The sequence below is a fragment of the Lachnotalea sp. AF33-28 genome (assembly GCF_003477885.1).
GTDB lineage: Bacteria > Bacillota > Clostridia > Lachnospirales > Lachnospiraceae > AF33-28.
Window position 1 is genome coordinate 140,550 of sequence record NZ_QUEE01000005.1, and the last position, 20,252, is coordinate 160,801.

General features: G+C 48.4%; 18 protein-coding genes and 1 pseudogene. 10 read left to right on the plus strand and 9 right to left on the minus strand.

Annotation, left to right across the window (positions count from 1 at the left end; genetic code table 11):
- Nucleotides 1–14: 14 nt before the first annotated feature.
- Complete coding sequence (locus DWZ56_RS08920; RefSeq protein WP_118556173.1) at nucleotides 15–1,367, minus strand: hypothetical protein; 1,353 nt, start codon at nucleotides 1,365–1,367, stop codon at nucleotides 15–17.
- A 1-nt stretch (nucleotide 1,368) separates the two neighbouring features.
- Complete coding sequence (locus DWZ56_RS08925) at nucleotides 1,369–2,814, minus strand: hypothetical protein (protein ID WP_118556175.1); 1,446 nt, start codon at nucleotides 2,812–2,814, stop codon at nucleotides 1,369–1,371.
- A 193-nt stretch (nucleotides 2,815–3,007) separates the two neighbouring features.
- Here DWZ56_RS08925 and DWZ56_RS08930 point away from each other — a divergent pair, with 193 nt between their 5' ends.
- The 3 genes from DWZ56_RS08930 (at nucleotide 3,008) to DWZ56_RS08935 (ending at nucleotide 4,814) form a co-directional block, all read left to right on the plus strand.
- Nucleotides 3,008–3,694 (plus strand): helix-turn-helix transcriptional regulator, encoded by a 687-nt coding sequence (locus DWZ56_RS08930; RefSeq protein WP_442911442.1) that lies wholly within the window; start codon nucleotides 3,008–3,010, stop codon nucleotides 3,692–3,694.
- The gene (locus DWZ56_RS23775; protein ID WP_442911443.1) at nucleotides 3,670–3,903 is read left to right on the plus strand and encodes a hypothetical protein; all 234 of its coding nucleotides are present in this window, start codon (nucleotides 3,670–3,672) and stop codon (nucleotides 3,901–3,903) included. The genes DWZ56_RS08930 and DWZ56_RS23775 overlap by 25 nt, the downstream gene beginning before the upstream one ends.
- A 215-nt stretch (nucleotides 3,904–4,118) precedes the next feature.
- On the plus strand, nucleotides 4,119–4,814 hold the full coding sequence (locus DWZ56_RS08935; protein WP_158584510.1) for a pyridoxamine 5'-phosphate oxidase family protein: 696 nt from the start codon (nucleotides 4,119–4,121) through the stop codon (nucleotides 4,812–4,814).
- Between the two features lie 12 nt (nucleotides 4,815–4,826).
- Here DWZ56_RS08935 and DWZ56_RS08940 read toward each other — a convergent pair whose 3' ends face one another.
- Nucleotides 4,827–6,362 (minus strand): glycoside hydrolase family 28 protein, encoded by a 1,536-nt coding sequence (locus DWZ56_RS08940; protein ID WP_118556179.1) that lies wholly within the window; start codon nucleotides 6,360–6,362, stop codon nucleotides 4,827–4,829.
- A 210-nt stretch (nucleotides 6,363–6,572) separates the two neighbouring features.
- Here DWZ56_RS08940 and DWZ56_RS08945 point away from each other — a divergent pair, with 210 nt between their 5' ends.
- Both DWZ56_RS08945 and DWZ56_RS08950 read left to right on the plus strand, forming a co-directional pair.
- On the plus strand, nucleotides 6,573–6,902 hold the full coding sequence (locus DWZ56_RS08945; protein WP_118556181.1) for a PadR family transcriptional regulator: 330 nt from the start codon (nucleotides 6,573–6,575) through the stop codon (nucleotides 6,900–6,902).
- Complete coding sequence (locus tag DWZ56_RS08950) at nucleotides 6,895–7,506, plus strand: DUF2812 domain-containing protein (protein ID WP_118556183.1); 612 nt, start codon at nucleotides 6,895–6,897, stop codon at nucleotides 7,504–7,506. Before DWZ56_RS08945 ends, DWZ56_RS08950 begins: the two co-directional genes overlap by 8 nt.
- Before the next feature lie 24 nt (nucleotides 7,507–7,530).
- Here the strand turns inward: DWZ56_RS08950 and DWZ56_RS08955 are convergent, their stop codons facing one another.
- Together DWZ56_RS08955 and DWZ56_RS08960 are read right to left on the minus strand one after the other, a co-directional pair.
- Nucleotides 7,531–7,911: a DUF6483 family protein gene (locus DWZ56_RS08955; protein ID WP_118556185.1), complete on the minus strand. Its 381-nt coding sequence runs from the start codon at nucleotides 7,909–7,911 to the stop codon at nucleotides 7,531–7,533.
- Between the two features lie 331 nt (nucleotides 7,912–8,242).
- Nucleotides 8,243–9,034 (minus strand): MBL fold metallo-hydrolase, encoded by a 792-nt coding sequence (locus tag DWZ56_RS08960; RefSeq protein ID WP_118556449.1) that lies wholly within the window; start codon nucleotides 9,032–9,034, stop codon nucleotides 8,243–8,245.
- A 132-nt stretch (nucleotides 9,035–9,166) separates the two neighbouring features.
- Here DWZ56_RS08960 and DWZ56_RS08965 point away from each other — a divergent pair, with 132 nt between their 5' ends.
- Complete coding sequence (locus tag DWZ56_RS08965; RefSeq protein ID WP_118556187.1) at nucleotides 9,167–9,676, plus strand: RNA polymerase sigma factor; 510 nt, start codon at nucleotides 9,167–9,169, stop codon at nucleotides 9,674–9,676.
- A gap of 93 nt (nucleotides 9,677–9,769) precedes the next feature.
- Nucleotides 9,770–11,284: a DUF4153 domain-containing protein gene (locus tag DWZ56_RS08970; RefSeq protein ID WP_118556189.1), complete on the plus strand. Its 1,515-nt coding sequence runs from the start codon at nucleotides 9,770–9,772 to the stop codon at nucleotides 11,282–11,284.
- Here DWZ56_RS08970 and DWZ56_RS08975 read toward each other — a convergent pair whose 3' ends face one another.
- The gene (locus tag DWZ56_RS08975; protein WP_118556190.1) at nucleotides 11,285–11,896 is read right to left on the minus strand and encodes a hypothetical protein; all 612 of its coding nucleotides are present in this window, start codon (nucleotides 11,894–11,896) and stop codon (nucleotides 11,285–11,287) included.
- Between the two features lie 164 nt (nucleotides 11,897–12,060).
- A pseudogene (locus DWZ56_RS08980) lies at nucleotides 12,061–13,358 on the minus strand (flippase).
- Between the two features lie 424 nt (nucleotides 13,359–13,782).
- Here DWZ56_RS08980 and DWZ56_RS08990 point away from each other — a divergent pair.
- Together DWZ56_RS08990 and DWZ56_RS08995 are read left to right on the plus strand one after the other, a co-directional pair.
- On the plus strand, nucleotides 13,783–14,664 hold the full coding sequence (locus DWZ56_RS08990; protein ID WP_118556196.1) for an AraC family transcriptional regulator: 882 nt from the start codon (nucleotides 13,783–13,785) through the stop codon (nucleotides 14,662–14,664).
- A gap of 101 nt (nucleotides 14,665–14,765) precedes the next feature.
- A complete protein-coding gene (locus DWZ56_RS08995; protein ID WP_118556198.1) occupies nucleotides 14,766–16,253 on the plus strand; it encodes an ADP-ribosylglycohydrolase family protein in 1,488 nt (495 codons plus the stop codon).
- Nucleotides 16,254–16,502: 249 nt separating this feature from the next.
- On the opposite strand, the gene dcd is transcribed toward DWZ56_RS08995, so the two are convergent.
- Both dcd and DWZ56_RS09005 read right to left on the minus strand, forming a co-directional pair.
- Nucleotides 16,503–17,066: a dCTP deaminase gene (gene dcd, locus DWZ56_RS09000; protein WP_118556200.1), complete on the minus strand. Its 564-nt coding sequence runs from the start codon at nucleotides 17,064–17,066 to the stop codon at nucleotides 16,503–16,505.
- A gap of 191 nt (nucleotides 17,067–17,257) precedes the next feature.
- Entirely contained in the window at nucleotides 17,258–18,559 is a 1,302-nt protein-coding gene (locus DWZ56_RS09005; protein WP_118556202.1) for an alkaline phosphatase family protein, read from the minus strand.
- Nucleotides 18,560–18,876: 317 nt separating this feature from the next.
- On the opposite strand from DWZ56_RS09005, the gene DWZ56_RS09010 reads away from it, so the two are divergent.
- Nucleotides 18,877–20,238, plus strand: a complete 1,362-nt coding sequence (locus DWZ56_RS09010) for an ABC transporter substrate-binding protein (protein WP_118556204.1) — start codon at nucleotides 18,877–18,879, stop codon at nucleotides 20,236–20,238.
- The last annotated feature ends 14 nt before the right edge of the window (nucleotides 20,239–20,252 follow it).

Sequence of the window (20,252 nt, forward strand, 5' to 3'; positions counted from 1 at the left end):
CTCCCTTTAAAGAATTAAAACATGCCTTTAAATAGCCCGGTTATATTCAAAGCTTGCGACAATTCCAGTGGCAGCGGATCCGCTGATTCACCTACGCAGATAGCTAAGCGTTTGCTGACTGTGTAATAACTTAATATGGCAGATATTCCATAAGTAACCGTTGATTTTGGAGAGACTGCAGTTTCTTTGACTTTTTTTAGACTGTTTAGCGCTTTGCTGTATTCTCCACAGGTTTCCCTGTACAATGTGAGTCCGATATACTGGATAAGCTGTACTTTGTCCATTTTAAACATGTCTTTCTGCTTTACATACTTATCAAAGGAATTAACCAGCTTTCCCAATTCATGGCTATTACGTGAATTATAGGCAGACAATAAATTGGCAAACTGGGTTTGAAGTAATATACAAAGCGGTGTCTTAATATAGTGTACCTTTGAGTGATCCGCCATAAACTGCTTAAAGGAGCACAAATCACCGTGGGCATAAGCTGAAATCGCCATATAGAAAAGAATTAAACTTTTTAACTGCTTTTCATATAGCAAGGATTTAGTCGACTGCATTAACTTCTTATAAAATTCGTATTCGGTACAGCAATAAGGAGCACAGAAATTAGTCAGCAGACGGGTTCTCCCCTGCCTGCACTTTGCAAAAATCCAGTACAGTATAGGAATACACAACAAGGCCGTCCAATGACGGAATAACAGGCTTGCAATAATGCCTGCCGCGACGAATAAGATACTTACAATCCCCACTGATAAATAGTTACGGTAATCGCATTTTATGTTGGGCATAATCTCTTTATAGTCCAGCTTATTCTGCATTTTATCAAAAGATAAACGGTAGAATTGTATATCATTGCTTTTCTCAAAATCGTCCAGTACGAATTTGTTAAACATTAACAGGCGCTGATAACCGTAATTATCTCTATACTGTATAAAAGAGCGGTCTGCTATATCAAATACATCAAGTACATACAGAGGGCAATGTAAAGAATTTTGAGGAGAGATGGAATGATCAATATGTATATTACCGGTTTGAGCATTATAAGATATTTCTGCAAAAGGTTCAGTAATGACATTGGATTTAAACATATATGCCCAATTAGAAAAACGCTGATCCTCGCTGTGTCTTCCTGTTTTGCAAATTAAGAATATAGAAATTTGAAATATAATTAAAGCCGGCAGAAAAAAAGGACTGTAAGACAGGATGGTCATTATTAGAAAAAGGGTACCGCTGCCAATTAAGTAGAGTTTTAAGTATGATATTTTAAAGTGCGTATCCCAGATATAAAATGACGTTTTTACTACTTTCGCATAGTCAAGGCTATTTAAGGCTGACCAATCATAAAGCGCTTTTATCCGTTCCATCCTAAAATCCCCCTTTTTCATATACTGAACAGTTTAGAACGTGATCAGGCGGACAGTTTAGCATGCATAAATGGTTGAGAATATTGTCAGAAGGTATATATTCCGCCAGCTTTGTATATATAGATCCTGACTTCGTATGATCTTCAGAGTACGATATTTTTAATTCCAGATAACAATAACAGAATAAAATATACTGTGTGCAGCCGGGCATAAGCTTTGATGAATCTAATAAATGGTGTATACAGCTAAGGACTTTGCAGGCCTCGCTACGGTCCCCCGATAAAATTAATTTTAAAACCAGACCGGTTTTAAGCATTAATTCTTGCCGTTTTTTTTGTGCCGGACTCCAAAAGTGTAAGCCTGCTGCCTCCTGCAGCGCATTTTGAAGCGCTTTTTGATGTTTTCTTTGAAATGCAGAAAGCATTTTCAAGATACAGGCCTGCAGATCTGCACTTTCGTACATTCGCTGATGCTTAAACAAAGCATCGTGATCTGCGAAAGCACCGGTATTGAAATTGCCGTGGGCATAACGGTTTAAAGTAATATAAAATGTGAACTTTTGGAGCAGTATTTTTTCGACAATACTTTTTGACATCAAGTTTTGGATTTTATGCGCATGTGCGGTAAACACATCCATACTGTTAAATGCAAAACCGTCAAAAAACAAATCAAGAGAGTGAAGCATCCGGTACAGGCTGTAAATACTCATAATAAGAAGCTGAGCACTCATGCTTATGGATATATTATGGTGATAGATCAAAAATTGAAGTATATAAATAAAAAATATAATGAAACACATATTAAACAAATTGATATAGTGTTTGCAGTATTTTTTGAAATTGATATCACGGTCAGTTGTTTTAAGCTGTTTATACCTGGCCTTTTCCGGTACGTTCAAAGCATTGCACTGTTTGGAACTGATTGAAGGATAAGTGTCTTTCTCACATTTTATTATAAAAAGCTTATTGCGGCTTAGGATAAAACTGGGGATATATAGTATCAGAAATTCGGCCTGTCTGTAAAATTTGACTGAGTGTGGCCGCTTTGTAACAGTTTTGCCTTCAAGACCGTAAATTATCTTGAGACGTTTTCCCTGTTCCTGCAAATGTATGCCTGGAAATATATTGCCGATTGTACCGGGGAAGACATAGCACCAGTTAGAAAAATCCTGCTGCAAAAACAGTGACTGCTTTATTATAGTACATACGTTAGAGATGAACAGAAATAAGAATAATGTTAATACAAACGGATTTTTATCCGTATATAACTGTAAAAAGAGCATAACTAAAATAAGGCAGGATATAAATAGCGACTTATATCTGCTTCTTTTTTGCCAGTGATAAAAAGTGCTTTTTAAAATAAGAGATTTGGTATCTTTATCAAGACGGTTCCAACTGTAAATATCTGCATCGTTAAGAAGCGCAGTAAAACCTATATTTTTATTCATGAATATAATCTCTTTCAAACGAATTTTGATTAGTACAGTGATATTGTATCATGTTCGCACACTACATTCCAGCATTCTACATAGTAAAATTTTAAACTGTAATCAAGACAAAATTACAAATTCATGATATTCTTTTATCGGAGGCACGCGAAAACGGATCAGATAAAATTGGGCAGCCCGATAGGAGATTGACATGAAGATAGACCGGCTTATGGGAATACTGACGGTTCTGTTGCAAAAGGATAAGGTGACAGCGCCGGAGCTGGCGGAGCGGTTTGAAGTATCCCGCAGAACGATCCTGCGGGATATTGACGCGCTGTGCCAGGCGGGTATACCGGTGGTTACGGTGCAGGGCGGAAACGGCGGAATCTCCATCATGGACGGTTATAAGATCAATAAGAGCGTGCTGACCGTGGAAGAGCTGCAGGATCTGACGGCGGCGCTTAGAGGCCTGGATTCGGTTTCCGAAACCTCGGGCCTGGAACGGCTGATGATGAAGCTGGCGCCTGAAAATGACGCGGTGCTTTCCCTGTCTGACAGCATTGTGATCGATCTCGCGTCCCACTATAAAGACAGCCTGTCGGAGAAGATAGCGCTGCTGAAACAGGCCATTCATGAGAAACGGGTGATTAGCTTTGACTATTACAGCGCAGGCGGAGAGTCACGCCGGACTGTGGAGCCGGTTGTTATCGAGTTTCGATGGCAGTCCTGGTATGTGTTCGGATGGTGCCGCGGCCGGGAGGACTTTCGCAGGTTCAAGCTGAACCGCCTGTGGAATCTTACCGTAACAGACCAGATTTACCGGCCCCGGAGGAGAAAGCATCTGTGGCAGATACATTTCCTATCAGGCATCGTATGGAAGTCCTGTTTGATAAATTGATGCGTTTCCGCCTGATTGAGGAGTACGGGCCGGACTGCTATGAAGAACGGCCGGATGGGCTGCTGTTTTTGCTGGATTATACCAACAAGGAATACACGTACAGCTGGCTGCTGGGTTTTGGAGACATGGCTGAAATCTTATCGCCGCCGGATACCAGGGAAGAATTCAAAGCGTGTGTCAGGCGGCTGGCAGAAAAATATGATATATAGCGAAAGGGACATGACATACCGCTGTCATGTCCCTTTTGCTATACTTAATCTACTGCCAGACCATTCACTGCCGGATATGTGCAGACGGTGTGTGACCCAAATTTACGGATGTGCACACAATCATCAGCCCGAAGCTGTTGGAGGTATGCTGCAATCGCAGCTGCTTTTATCGGCAGCTGCGAATACTAACGACGATGAGAAGAAGGAGAAAACAAATGAACAGAGCAGAAATAATTGAATTATCAAACCGCATTGCAGAAAGCGCAAAGGAGGCTTACATAGCCGTAACCGATGAGACCGGGGGGCCGACCGTATCCACTGTATCCGTCGTCCGGACGGACGGCATCTGCAGGACATGGTTCGCGACAAACTTAAGCGGCAATAAGGCGAGGCGGCTGAAAGCCTGTCCGAAAGCCGGCGTATGCTTTCACAGTGGCGACGATAATGTGACACTGGCCGGGGAGGCCCGTATCCTGACCGATCCGCAGATCAGGAAGGAGCTGTGGCAGGACTGGTTTATCAATCATTTTCCGGGAGGCCCGGAGGATCCGGAGTACTGCATCATCGAATTTACAACGAAGCGGGCTTCCCTTTGGGTAAAGGGGCAGGGGGAGGAATTCAGCATGGAGGACGTGCTTAAGGTGCAGTCCCGCTGCGGCCTGCTGTGCAGCGCCTGTTCCTTCCGTGAACCCTGCAGCTGCGGGGGCTGCATTGAAACAAACGGAAACCCGTTCCATGGGGAGTGTCCGGTAGCCGCCTGCTGTCAGGATAAAGGCTTCACCCACTGCGGGGAATGCCCGGACATGCCCTGCGAAAAACTGTATGCCTATTCCTGCCTGGATGAAGAAAATGGGGATAAGCCTGCCGGAGCCAGGCTGTCCATGCTAAGGTGCTGGAATAATTATGCCTGATGTAGAACCTCTTTACAGACAGCGTATCCGTTCAAAGGTGATATTTTCGCAGTACTGCAGGGACAGCGTCTGCTTCCTGCTCTGATTTTCGCTGCCGATGCAAATGTCGCTGAATACAATATCCTTAAGCTCATGCCCCGGCCGGTCGAACCCGCAGAGCTCTATGGCCTCGCAGGGAATCCACTCCCGCTCATGGCCGTAATATTCACCCCGTATCGATACACGCTCAAAGCTGCAGTCTTCAAAGACCGGCGGCAGCGGATGGCCGATTCCGTCATCGTTATAGCCTACGGAATGAAACAGGATTCTAGCTGCCCTGCAGTCTTTGACGTGCACGTCTTTTACATAGCCGCCTCTTTTTTTGGTTCCTTTAATCTCTATGCCGCACATGGAACGGCTCATGTCGCAGTCCCAGATGCATACATCTTCCACGCCTCCGGACATCTCGCTGCCTATGGTGATTCCGTGGCCAAAGGCGCATCTGCAGTCGAAGATGCGGATGTGCCTGCACGGACGGTTGATCACATTCCCTTCCGGATTCTTGCCGGATTTGATGGCGATGGAATCGTCCCCGGTATAGAAGGTGCATCCGAATATGGTGCAGTCCGTGGAGGAATCCGGGTCCCAGCCGTCTCCGTTCCAGACATTTTCCGAATAGAAGGTACAGTCATGGGTGATGATATGGTCGGAATAAATCATATGTACGTTCCAGCTGGCCCCATTTTTCAGGGATACCCCCGACAGGACCACGTTTTGGCAGCAGCTTATGTTGATCAGCCGCGGCCTGACCCTGCCGGGAATGGTTTCCGGTTTTTCACATTCATGGATTTTATCGCCCAGCGATGCGAGATAGTCCTTCAGACGCTCGGTTTCGGAAGCGATCACACTCTCCGCCAGCGTTCTGCCGCCGCTGGCGATGGTGCCTTTTCCGCGGATCACCACATTGCGGCAGTTGTAACCTCCTTCACGGTCCAACTCGCCTAAGTTAAGCAGGCTGCTGTAACATTCAAGCTCCGTGCCCTCAAAACGGCTCCAGATACGCGGAAGATAGTCTTCCACCCGATCCGTTCCCTGCAGCAGGGCGCCCTCCTCCAAATATAATTCCATGTCGCTGTGCAGCCGCAGCGCCCCTGTCAGATATACTCCTGCCGGAAGGTATACGGCCTGGTCCGCCCGGCAGTCATCGATTGCTCTCTGCAGAGCCTGCGTATCCATGGTTTTGCCGTCGCCCGCGGCACAGTAAGGCGCCTGCGTCACATCCAGCAGATCTTTTTTCATTTCTGTTTTCAGCTCCAGGCAGCAGGACTCGGCATATATTATGGTCTCATCCTCTTCCTGTACCGGATCGAATGCCCTTACCTGTACAGTATAAGAAGTTTCCGCCTGGAGACCGTTTAACGTGCAGTGCGTCCTGTCACAGACTGCCGCCTCCGCGCCGTTTAAGCGGACCTCATACCAGCCGCCGGCAGGGAGCATGTCCGGTTTTTCCCAGTAAAGTGTGATGGAATCGCTTGTAGCGAAGCTGTGGATGATCATTGTTTGCTGCATAAATTCTCCTTCTCATGTCACCGGCTGAAGGCTGATGGCCGCGTGCAGAACCGGTGCGTTTTTCTTTAAATTTTAACTGACTGGACTCATTGTAGCATGAGCATTTACGGCGTGTCAAACGGTAGAATCCAGATTGTATTGACATATATTACGTTTAGTGATATATTACAGTAAACGTAATATATGATTCTGCAGAATCCGGAGGTACAGATGAGAGACAATATAAAGGGCAAAGCCCTGACTGAGACCACGTTCTACGTACTGCTTTCCGTATTTACACCGCGGCACGGATATGCGATGATGCAGTTTATTGAACAGGAGACAGCGGGCCGCCTGTCGCTGGGCGCGGGAACCCTGTACGGAGCGATCAATGCGCTGCTGAAAAAGGGGTGGATGGAGCCGTACGGAGCGGAGGACGGCAGAAAGAAGGAGTATGTGATTACCGAAGCGGGCAGAAAGGCCGCAGAAGGCGAGCGGGAGCGGCTGAAACGCCTTCTTTGCACCGCGGATACAATCATAGGAGGTGTGGAGCATGAGTAAAAAGAAATACCGTTATTTTTTCAGTTTCCTGGAAGGGCAGGAGAGATGGCTGAATAAAATGGCAGGGGAAGGGTACCGCCTGGTAAGGACTGCAAAGCTGATGTATGAGTTCGAGCCCTGTGTTCCGGGAGAATACCAGTACTGCGTGGAATTTGTCGGTGAAAAATCCTGGGATAAGCTTAAGGAATACAGAGAGTTTATGGAGGAGATGGGGTACCGCACATTTTCAAAAAATCTACAGGTCAACTACAGCATCGGCAAGGTGCGCTGGCGTCCCTGGGGATCCGGAGCCGGCCAGATCAGCACGAATCCGGGCACTTTTAACCGGGAACTGCTGATCCTTGAGAAAAAAAGCGACGGCGCGCCCTTTGAGCTCCACACCACGGCATCCGACCTGGCGGCCTATTACCGGCCGCTTAGAAATGCCTATTTCACAACGGCAGCGCTGCTGATACTGCTTCCGCTGATCCTCTATCTGCAGGGGAGGATGGCAGTGACTCCGCTGGTGATTCTCATGTGTGTCGGACTGATACTCCTGCTGCCGGTTCTCTTTTATTCATGTAAGATACACAGATTGAATAGGTCGGGGAAGCTGCATGAGTGAGGCGCGGCTGCATCCGATGGAGGATTAATACATTCCGGTATCGATAAAACCCTCGCAGCCGTATATTCTGGCTGTGCGCATCAGGCCTTCCTTAACCTCATCACGGCTGAAACCGGCCCTTTCCAGAGCCTCATCGTCAAGTTCATTGAGCTTGTCATAGAAACGAAGCGCCAGTTCCAGATGATCCGTGTTATCCTCATCCAGGAACTCATAGAGCCGGTTTTCCGCTTCATTTATCCTGCCGTCTGCAATCATGGACAGCAGGCGGCCGTATTCATCCGCCATCACACCGTCCGACAACACTTCCTGTTTGCCGTCATCCATATCAATGTTCAGCAGAAGCTTCACCATGGTGCGGATCATTTCGTGTATGATCCGCATCACATAATCTTTTTCTTCCAGCATGTCTGATCACCTGCCATTCTTTTTATTCCCGCGGAGCAATGAGCTTTGCACTGCCCTGTATTTTACCACTGTCATAACGAAAGAGCAATGAATAACTGTCCCCTTTTGCTCAAAACCGGATAATTATATAGTAAGTCCTGCTGCATACAAACCGCAGCGGGACTTACATAAGAAATGAAAGGGTACGGTAGGAGAATGAGAAGCATTGCAACAGAATTACTGATGATATTGGCGGCAGCATTCACAGCCTTGGCGATAGTCCTGCTGGCAGGAGGGATGGTGTGGATGCCGAAGTGACATCATACAGCCTGACAGGCTATAGAGACTGCCATTACAGCCAAACCGCCCAATCTCCGTAGCCAAAGGTCCCGCTTCCGTGATGCAGTTTCCCGTCCGCCTTCAGCTGCCTGAATGCGTCCCTCATCCGCACGAGAAGCTCCGGCTGTATATCAAGTGAGTGGTGGCCCGGAAACACTTTATTTACCGGCAGCGCCGCGACCTTCTCAAGAGAAGCGAGGTAGGCTTCGGGATCGGTGCTGGGATAATACGCCAGCAGCGTATCCTTATAAACGAGATCTCCGGTGAACAGATACCCCCGTCCTTTATCCAGAAAGCACATGTGGCCGGGCGAATGCCCGGGCGTGTGCAGCACTTCGATGATGCGCCCGCCTAAATCAATCTCATCTTTATCCTCCAGAACCCTTGCAGGAATGCCTTGAAACAGCCGGTACGTGTTCACATCATAATCCGCCGGCAGGTCGCAGCGGTCAGTCACCATCTCTTTAACCGTATCCAAAGTCAGCGGAAAACCGCCGTCAAGCCAGCAAAGCTCCTCCCTGTGGGCACAGAAATCCGGGAAATACTCATGCCCTCCGATGTGGTCCCAGTGTATATGCGTAGCCGCAGCAGTTACCGGCTGATCCGTCAGCTTCATGACCGCCTCATAGATATTGCGGATGCCAAGCCCTGTATCGATCAGCAGACTCCGCTCGTTTCCCTTGAGAAGATAACAGTGCGTCTCCTCCCAATGCCGGTATTCGCTGATACAATAAGTATCCTCATCGATCCCATCTACAGTAAACCAATCTGAATATTCTCTAACCGATTTATTCGAAATCTCCATCAGCAACCTCCGCAATTTAACCCTGCCCTTTTCTTCGATATTCATATCATATCACAAAAAATAAAACTTTCTATCCTCATGTCCCTTTTGGAAGATAAATCCACAATTACCTTTTAGAAGGGATGTGAGGACATGGAAGACAGAGAATTGCTGGAGCTGCTTGACAAAAATGCGGAGGAAGGACTTCGCCTGCTGATGGAGCTGTACACAAGACCGGTTTACTATGCTGCAGCACAGCGGCTGGAGAGTCCGGAGGATATCCGGGAATGCGTGCAGGATACCTTCGCCGATTTTTATCTGTGGAGGAAACGTTTTGATTTGACCAAGGGCACGCTGAAGGTGTATCTCACGGCTATCGCCCAGAGAAAGGCGATAAAGTGTTATCATGACAATGTGCGCCAACGGCTCTTAGTGCAGAGGATGGAGCCGCCGCCTGTGCCGTCCTTAAGAGAAGAGGAGGCGGAGCTGTATGCGGCCATGTCCTGCCTGGCCGGCATAGACAGGCGCATACTGCGTATGAAATACCTGGAAGGCTATAACGCCAGAGAGATAGGTGAACGCGTGGGCATGAGCCATGAGGCCGTAAAAAAACGCATCCAGCGCTCACTGCACAGACTCCTGGTATGGATGGAAGATACGTAATTTATTGAAAAACGATAAAAATATATTGAAATTAGATGCGACAGGTGATATAATGTCGGCAGAATTGAAATCTGCATTGAGGAGGCATACATTATGGACGATATGGAAAGAGAAACAACAGACCGGACATCCGGGCCGATGGCGGCGGCGCAGGAAACAACTTGGGAGGAAGAACGGAATCCGTTTATCAGGCGGATCTGTGAACAATACGGATATTTCCTGCTCATGGGACTGATATTCGGGCTGCTGTTCGCTGCATGCTTTTACAGGGTGAACGGCGGAATCATGCGCCCGGTTTTTGTAATCGTCTTATATGGGATGACCGTGTGCTCCATGCGCAGGCTGGATGTAAAGGTGAAGCGCGGTTCGGCGGTCTATATGGCCGGATCCCTGCTTCTGGGACTCTGTTCTCTGTTCACAGCCAGCTGGTTTTTTGATTTTTTTAATCTCATCGGCATACTGATCCTGTACAGCGTTTTCGTGCTGCATCAGCGCTGTGATATCAGGGAATGGGGGCTTGCGGAGCATTTCAGCCGCATCTGCATGCTGGGAATATATGCCTGCGGCGGCATATGCTATCCTTTTTCTGATGCGGGCAGATGGGCGCGGGAACGCAGAAAGCATACCGGCAGGCGCCTGACGGAATATCTGATCGGTACGCTGGTCGGCATCCCGATACTGCTTGTCATAGTCTGGCTGCTGGGGCAGGCGGATATGGTGTTTGGACGGCTGGTGGATCGGATCAATATCTTTAAGAGATGGGACATGGATGCGGTGGGGGTGCTGTTCTTCACGGTGATCGGCTTTTTTGCCTATTTCGGATATCTTCAGGGAAGCCTTAAGCATGATATGAATGCACAGGTAAAAGAAGTGAAAAAAAGGAGCCAGTCGCTGATTATAGTTCCCTGTGTGGCATTGACTGCGGTTTATGCGGTTTTCTGTGTGATACAGGTGCTCTATCTGTTTACGGGAGGCCTGTCGCTGCCTGAAGGATACACCTATGCTGAGTATGCCAGGAGCGGTTATATGCAGCTGCTTCTGGTGACCGCGTTTAATTTCGTCTGGGTTCTGTACTGCCTGAAGCATTTTGAAGAGTCCGCCCATCTGAAGACGGTGCTCACCCTCTGCTGTGGCTGCACATTTATCATGATTGCGTCGGCCGCTTACCGTATGATACTGTATATCCACGCATACCGCCTGACATTTCTGCGCGTGCTGGTACTGTGGAGCCTGATCGTCCTGACGGTTCTGTTGGCCGGAGGGGTGGTGCTGATCTACCGGAGGCGTTTCCCGGTGTTCCGGTTCGGCCTCCTGGTGGTGCTGACCGCTTATCTGCTGCTTGGCTTTACGAAGCCGGATTTCTGGATCGCCCGCTACAACGTCAGCCATGCAGAAGTGATAGAGTGGGATGATATGCATTTCCTCACAAACCTGTCGCTGGATGCGGCCCCGGTGGCCGCGCTGCTGGAAAAGGAGCGCATGACATTGGATGCCGCCCAAGAGCAGGAACGCTATAAAAGATTTATTACAGATAATGAGGAGCGCTTTGGAGGCTGGAGAAATTTCAATATTTCTAACTATCTTGCTTTAAAAGCCTGCGGTCAGTAGCTATTCAAGGAACAGCTCTTTAAAGTAAGGCAGCTCTTCCATCCACCCGCAGAGGCTCCTCCACTCCTCCAGCTTGTGTTCCTTTCTGGCGTAATAGATCTGCCGGATATTTTCATAATTCATCGTGCAGGTGCGCAGCTGGTTATAGCTGGAGGGAAGCAGCTGGATCAGGGTGTACCAGTACTGCTTGTCCTTGGTTTCCAGATAAAGTCTGCGGAAATCCTCCAGGCTGTCCACCAGCTGCCTTAGCACGGACAGGCCGTCCGGAGTCAGATGGTCATGGCTGAAGTCTTCCACGTCAAAGGGCTTGGAATGTATCTTGTGCATGGTGCTGGTGGAATTGGCCACGGTGCCCACTTTATAGGTATCGAACTCCTTCCACCAGTAAAGAGGGGCCTGTATATCCACGGATACGAAGATCTGGCGGATGAATTTGCGGTGGTCTCTGCCGGCCCTGCACAGGCGTTTCGCAAGGTCCAGATCGTTGGGACCGAAGATGAAGGTATCCCCCTCATAGCGGCTGTCGCCTTTCGCCCAGCTGTTCATGGGATTGCGGGCCCCCCGGATAGCGTTATCGAAATTCATTACGGATGTATTTGTTATTTTTATCATATGCGGATGCTCCCTGACCTTTCAATCTGTCGTGGTTTATTTGATGTGTGTGAATCGGTGCTACTATAATAGCAGGTGGGAGGGAGGCTGTCAAATTAATAATGGTATAGGATTGTCTGACCTGTGTTACTGTGAATAGGTATCCCGACGATTCGACTCATTGCTTACCGTCTGCGTATGAGCTTCAGACGGTTAATCAGTTCCGCTGGATTCAGGGCAGCGAACATATCAATGACAGAGGGACGGGTCTGTCTGTATAAAAGCGGTACCGCGACAGTTACCGTTATCTGTGTGATCAATGTGGAGAAGGATGCCCCGGTGGCCCCGTACCGGGGAATCATGAGCGCGTTCAGGATAAAATTGATGATGACGCCGAAAAGAGCAAAGCGTCCGGAGTATTTCTGGAGTCCTTCACACAAAAGCCAGGTTGTTCTTGCCACCGCCAGATGTGAGAACAGCGTGCTCCAAATCAGCAGATTCAGGGAAGGGACTGCGCCGAGAAAGGCGCTTCCGCCTCCGATGGTCAATATGGCGAACCTGCCTGCCGCCAGGGTTCCGATACCGACCAGAATGCCCAGCCAGATCAGTATGGAATAGAGTGTCCGCATCCGCTCCTTATAGTTTATATTCCTGGCATGCCCCTCGATGATCACGGGGCGGTAGGAATTCATGATGGCGTTGGGGATAAAGACCCAGATAAAAGAGATGAAGTATGCGGCGTCATAGATTCCGGTTTCACCGTCACCGCATATGCTGCCCAGCATCAGCTTATCCATGGTATTGTAGAGCACGGTGATGAGAGAAGCCACCACAAAAGGCCTGCCCTGGCGCAGCAGATATTTTCCCACAGAGAAGGAGAAGCTGAATCGTCTGCCGCCGGACCGGAAATACATGATAAAGAGGATCGCGCAGGCGACCGCAGCATCCACCACTGCGGAGAGGGCGAACCATTCCACATTTTTGGCGGAGAGCACAATATAAAATTTCCAGAAAGCCACGATGACATAGGTGATGCCCTTGGCAATCGCCACGTTTTTATATTTCAGCCGCGCCTGAAATCTGTAATCCAGAAATTCATACAGCTTAAAGATCAGTTCCAGGGATTGCAGCAGAGCGATCACCATGTAAAACGGACTGTGATCCTTGACCGTAAAGACGACAATCTGTATAGCAAGTATTGAGAACAGACTGGCAGCCAAACGCATAACCATGCTGGTGCCCAGTATTTTTCCCTCATCCTCCGGCTTTCTATCAGTTCTTTGATCAGAACGAATTCCAGTCCAAGGCTCGACAGGGTCAGAAAGACCGACACACAGGCGCTGCCAAATGCCAGCAGCCCGTTGTTATCCACGCCCAGATATCTGCGCGTAATGGCAGATACGACAATCGATATCGCCGCCTGCAGCAGCCTCTCGGATATCATCCACATGGAATTGCCAAATATACTTTTCTTCTGATCCATCGGCTTCTCCGTTTCTTTTAAACATTTGTTAGATCTGATTATACCCTTTATATAACAATCCTACAAGTCCGGTGGTCCGGTGAGAACATAACGTATATAATGATAATTACTGTTCACAGTTACCGAAAACTTCCCGCGTATGAGAGGGCAGGGTATGGTCCTCATTGGGACCCGCTCTCGCTCCGTGAAGCGCGCAGCGGTACTAATGCTGTAAAATACACAGCAATAAGTACCGGCGGGCTTCAAGGGATCCCTATGAGGACCATACCCTGCCCTCTCATACGCTGCTTTATCGGCAGCGTGTGAACAGTAACGTTACTGCTCACGGCTGCCATAAACAGCAGCTATTGATATTTAATTGTCCGGAGTCTATACTTTAAGCATAACATAATCTCTAAACACCAAACAGGGCAGGTGAGCGTCATTGTATACGTTTGAACTGGAACAATATATGGATCCCCGCGAAAATATCAATATCATTTACTGCACCCATGATATGGGATGCGAAATCCACAGGCATGAGTTCGTGGAACTCATCTTCATAGAAGAAGGCATGAGCACCCATTACATCGACGGACAGAGGTATGATGCGAGGCCCGGGGACCTCATATTTGTCAATTACGGACAGACGCATTCCTTTGAGACAAACGACGGTATAAGCTATTATAATCTTTTGTATGTGCCCGAATTTTTCAGCGCGCAGCTCATTAACTCGGAAAGCATTTATGAGATATTTGAGATATCCCTTTTCAGAGAATTTGAGAACGCGCCGAGAGGCTGTACACAGATGGCCTGCTTCAGAGGAGGAGAGTATTTAAAGCTGCGCGAGCTGGTGGAGGACATGGAGAAAGAATTTGTGAGGAAGGAAACCGGCTACCGCTCCATCCTCAACGGTTACAGCAGAGTCCTGTTTTCGAAGATCCTCCGTAAACTCAAAAGCGGCGAAAAAAGGAGCGGTGAAAAGGACAGCGCGCAGAAATGCGTGGAAACGATCACTGCGGAATGTCTGGCATATATCGACTCCAGATGTTTTGAAAAGATATCCCTTAAGGAAATTGCGGAGCGCACTTTTTACAATCCCTCCTATTTGAGCCGGATGTTCCGGATGCACTGCGGGGTGAGCCTTTCGGAATATATAAAGGAAAAACGCATGGCGGAAGCGGGCAGGCTCCTTAAGGATACCGATCTTAGCAATGAGGAGATCATGAACCGGATCGGCTATACGGATAAAAAGCAGTTTTACAGCAATTTCAAGGAGGTATACGGCCAGACTCCCTCCAGCTACCGTAAAAATCCCCTACCATAGCGTAAAGATCTCCCATTTTCCCAAACCGGCAGAAGCCTTATAATTGTTTTAAAGGATCACCCCGGCAGACGGGGATCACAGCGTATAAGGAGACGGATACTATGAAGCTTACATTTAACGAGTATAGGGATAAGGTAAGGGCCTGCTGGCTCGGGAAAAATATCGGCGGGACTCTGGGGGCACCTTTTGAATGCATCCGCGGGGTCTATGACATTTCATATTATACCCATGACCTTTCTCTGGGCGTTCTGCCCAATGACGATCTGGATCTGCAGCTCGTCTGGCTGAACGCGGCGGAAGAGTACGGAAAAAACGTGAATGCGGAGATTCTCGGTGAGTACTGGATCTCCTATGTAACGGCGGACTGGTCAGAATATGGGGCCGGCAAGAACAACATGCGCTACGGCCTTATGCCTCCCATCTCGGGCTGGTACAAAAACCACAATAAAGACAGCTGCGGGTGTTTCATCCGGAGTGAGATCTGGGCCTGTCTGGCTCCCGGACATCCCGATACGGCAGTGAAATATGCCTATGAGGACGCCATATGCGACCACGCGCAGGAAGGCATGTACGCGGAAATCTACTGCGCAGCTCTGGAGAGCGCTGCATTTGCGGTAACGGATCGGGAGGAACTGGTACGTACCGCACTGTCCTATATTCCCGCGGACTGCGCGGTAGCCGGAGCGGTGCGCACCGTATTCGAATGTTATGAAGAGGGGAAGGACTGGAAAGAGGCGAGAAAGGCTGTGCTGCAGAGGTACCCCGGCTCCTTCGGCATGCTGTCCGGATACCGCGACCAGGAGCCGGAACCGGATATCCCGGTGGGCAGTCTCGGCTATGACGCGCCCAGCAATATCGGCATCATGATGATCGGATGGGTCTATGGAGAAGGCGATTTTTCCCGGAGCATCTGTATAGCGGCCGGCTGCTGTGAGGATGGGGACTGTACGGCCGGGACCCTGGGAGCGCTTCTGGGGATCATCGGCGGAACCGGCGCAATCGAGGAGAAATGGCTCAAGCCCATCGGAGATGAGATCAAGACCATCTCCATTGACAGAACAAACAGCTGCCTGCGGGTTCCCGCTACAGTTTCAGAGCTGACGCAGAGAGTGATCAACCTGATGCCTGTGTTTATGCACGGACAGTACACTCTGAGTATGGACGGGGAATTCCTGTTTGACACTGTGGAGAGCATCGGGTCCGGCACCGGATTTGCAAAGGAAATTGCGGTATCGCCGGTCTGCATCAGAAAGTCCTGCAGCCTGTATGATATCCGCATCGTATATGAGGATGGCAGCCTGACAGTGCAGGAAAACGTGCCCAAGCGTTTTCAGGTAAGAGTGGATAACCGGCTGAACAGACAGCAATGGCTGGAATGCAGGCTTCACCTTCCGGCTGAATGGACCGCCCGCCCGGCCGCCTCCATGTGCGTGAATCTGAACCAGCGTCACGGCGGATCGGCCGTGACGGAATTCGATTTTACCGTCACGCCGGGATCCATCACTTCCGGAAGATATGAGGTGCAGCTTGAGATTAAGTCCAGCGGCAGACTGACGCAGATGTTTGTGCCGATTCTGCTGCTGGCGTAAAGTGCGATCAGGGTTACTGCCGGCAAGTACCGTTAACTTACCCGCGCATGACAGAACTGAGTATGGTCCTGTCATGCGGGTTTTTTTTATTGATTTGATAGACGAAAATCGTCTTATAACTTCTCATAAGCCTTTATAAGAAAACAGAGAAACCCTTGTAGAATGAGGCTTTTCGCTGCTTTTGCTTAAATCCCGCCGTATCTCTTTATATTTCCCTTTTGTATGCACGGACGTCAAAAAAGCGTCAAGTTAAGTGATAGGCGCCTTGCGATTCGGTTTCACTATTTCATTATCCATAAAGACTCTTGAACCTGTTGCACTTTTTTGTCCTTGATATTTGCCGTTATATGGATTTAATGCGGTATCGTCCATTTGAGCAAAAACCAGTTGCCCAATCCTGCGTCCAGCTTTTAATTTAATAGCACAACGATTTGCATTATATAATTCGAGTGTGATTTCGCCTTTAAAACCGGGATCAACCCAACCAGCATTTTGAATAAATAATCCCATTCTTCCCAGGGAACTTCTGCCCTCTACAAAAGCTGTCAAGTCATTAGGTAAATTAATATATTCCATAGTAGTAGCAAGCACAAATTGATTAGGTAATAGGATATAAGTATCTGCTCTAATTGTTTTATATTTAATTTCGTTTTCAAGCGTAATTATACCTGTAGATGAATCTTCAACAATACTGAATGTATCCCCAAGACGAATGTCAACACTTGCAGGCTGTATTTGCTCCTTTTCTAAAGGTGTAATAGACAATGTTTTTTCTTGTATCATTTTCATAATTGTTTTATCGGATAAAATCATTTCTTGCCTCCTGTATATTATATAAAACAATATCGTTGTCACTTTTGGTTTGATTTTACCATGTCCAGCACCAATTTGCCACTTCATTCAGAAAATACACATGGATCCTCATTCCCTCCGGGCAGGAGCGCACTGCGGTGGAACGGGATGATGTCGCTAAAGCGACCCGCCGCAGGCGGAGTATCCCGCTTTTATACAAATTCAGCCGCTTTCCCCTGTGCCTGCGGAAAGTCAATCCCTAAAATCTTAGCAAATGTCGCGGCATGGTCCAAAATGTGTCCCTGCGGAACAATTACCCCCTTCCTGACGGAGGGACCCATAGCAAACATTGTTGGCTGCGGGCCCTTCTCGGGCATGTGTCCGTGTGTGGCATGTCCAAAACGGTAGTCAGAGGTATCTAATTCACGGAGTGCCGGGCCAGCCCATTCGTCACTGTAAGAAGTGACCCCATCACTTTCTAAGACGAAGGAAAAGCCGCCATCTAAGCCATACAGCTCTTTTACTTCCTCCCTGGTAAATACACGTTCAGTTCCCCAGTCCTTTTTTGCGGCCATTTTTTCCAATGAATCTCTTACGCTATTGTAAAGCGCAGAATCTTCGGGATGGGATAGATAAACCTGTGCGGATAAACCGCAGCTTAAAGCATAGGCATCCCAGCTCACAAGATGATCCTGTTCATCGGCCTGAATATATCCGGCATCCCTTAAGAATACATTCGGACATACAGTACGGCTGATTCCCAGCTGGCCGTGATCACTTAAAATGATAATATCCGTGTCATTTTCCAATCCTGTTTCCGCTGCCGCATTCCAGAGCATGGAAATCCACCGGTCCGTTTCTTTGATAGACGCATTCACCCGTTCATTGAATAACCCCGTGTTATGGCGCATGTGGTCTACATAGCCCGGATGTGTAAATAACAGATTGGGCCGAAAGCGGCGGAAGATTTCGGCGGCGCAGTATATCTGAAATTCATCATATGCCGGATGATCATTGCCGTGTCCGTACCGTTTTAGCGCTTCCGTGACAATATCCAGCAGACATTCACTGGTGCCGGTATTGATGTAAGCCTGAATCGGATTATCTTCATGGCCGGCCATATCGGCAGGCAAAACTTCCGGAACCAGATAATCAATACAGTCTCCGCCATTTGCAGTGACCGGCCATCTGCAGGATGCGGTGCTAAGTCCGGCCCTTTTTGCGGCGTGGAAAATGGTTTCACATCTGATTTCTTCCAAACGGTTATACCAGGGGGATTCCAGATTGCCCGGTGTAAAATGGGTATTGGAAACGATTCCCGTCACACCGGCCGGACATCCGGTAAGCAGAGATGCGTGAACGGGATGTGTAAGAGAAGGGTAAATAGTTTTTACACGCTCTACCATAGAACCCTCCCGTAAAATCTTTCCAAACATGGGGAGCGTTTTGGCATATTCCAAATCTTCAAAAACCAGCGCGTCTACACTGACAACGATTAAATGTTTTGATTTCATTGCTGTCTCCTTTACTTTTCTGATTTAACAGGTGTTAAAAACAGTGTAACAGCAAATCAAAAAAAGAACAATAAAAATATTGAAAATGCAGGCGGTTCCGATTTCGCTGGTTACTGTCCATAGAACCGGTAAAGGTAAAGCAGCGCATGGTAACGTTCGCTGTGACAGTCCGGACGGCAGGAAACCTCACAATTTTACTCCAACCCCCAACAATCCTGTCCCAAAGTCAAAAAAATATATATTATAATAAAAGCACACTACAGGTCATTGGCCGTCGGCCGATGAGCTGAATACAGTTACTACGAGGAGGATATGGGATGAAGAAAACATGGATCGGCATCGTTACAGCAATCTTTCTGATGTGCGGACTGGCGGCGTGTTCCGGTAAGGACAGCCCCGGAGGGACTTCCGCTGCAGATGCGGGGACGCAGGCACAGACAGGCGGCGCGGGCACACAGGCCGAAACAGACGCGGCCGTATCGGGGGAAAAAGTCAAGCTGCGCGGGGTCTATCTCAATGGGGATGAGGTACAGAATGACATCATGGATAACTACATTAAAAAGAATCTGGCCGAAAAGTTCCCCAACGTGGAAATTGAATGGGAGGGAACGGGGGATCTGACCAACCTGCTGAAGACCTACAGCGCCACCGGAGATCTGCCGGATGTCTGGTACAGCGATGCGGCCAGCGCCACCGCCATCATCAATGCCGGAAATCAGCTGAATATGGCGGATTATATCACAAAGGACGGGTTTATTGATAACTACGTAAATCCCGATGCGCTGTATTACTCGGACGGCGGCATCTATGCAATCTCTTCGGGAATCGATGCATTTTATACGCCCGCCGTTTATTACAACAAGGAGATCTTTAAGCAGTACAATCTGGAAGTGCCGCAGACCTATGATGAGCTGCTCGAGGTGTGTCAGACACTGATCGATAATGGAGTCACGCCGATTTCCATTACGGGAACCACCGGATGGAGCGTCAGAAACTTCCTGTTTTTCACAATCCTCATGAATGAGGATCCGGCGGCGGCCCAGGCCCTCCTTAGCAATGAGATTGATTTCACCGATGAGCGGGTGATAGGAGCTCTGAAAAAGATTGAAGACATGCTGAATATGGGGTGCTTCCCGGAAGGCGTTGCCAATATTGATTTCAGCACACACTGCGCGCTGTATACGGAGGGCAAGACAGCGATGATCGCGACCATGTCCTGGAGCTATGGTGAGCTGGAGGCAGCACAGGATACGGGAGTATTTATGTGGCCGTCTTCGAATCCGGAAGTTAAGACCGGACAGGCGATACAGATCTGGGGATCGACGCTCAACGGATGGGCGGTAAACGCCAAGAGTGAGCATCTGGATCTGGCCGTACAGATCGCCGAATACTGTACAAAGCAGGAAGCGCTGCGCCATGCAGAGAAAGGATCGTCACTGAACTTTAAGACCGACAATGCGGCTCCGATCACCAGCGAGCTGGAAAAAGAGCGGATGGAGATGTACAGCAATGCGGAACTGTATTTAAAACCGCTTCATCTGAATGCGATGGATTCGGCGGTGATGGCGGAGTTTTCTACCTACACCAATCTGCTGCTGGCAGGGGATTATACGGCACAACAGTTCTCAGAGGATTTTAATCCAATCTGGAAAGCAAATACTTGGTTTCAGAAACAGTAATGTAAACGGCTGCG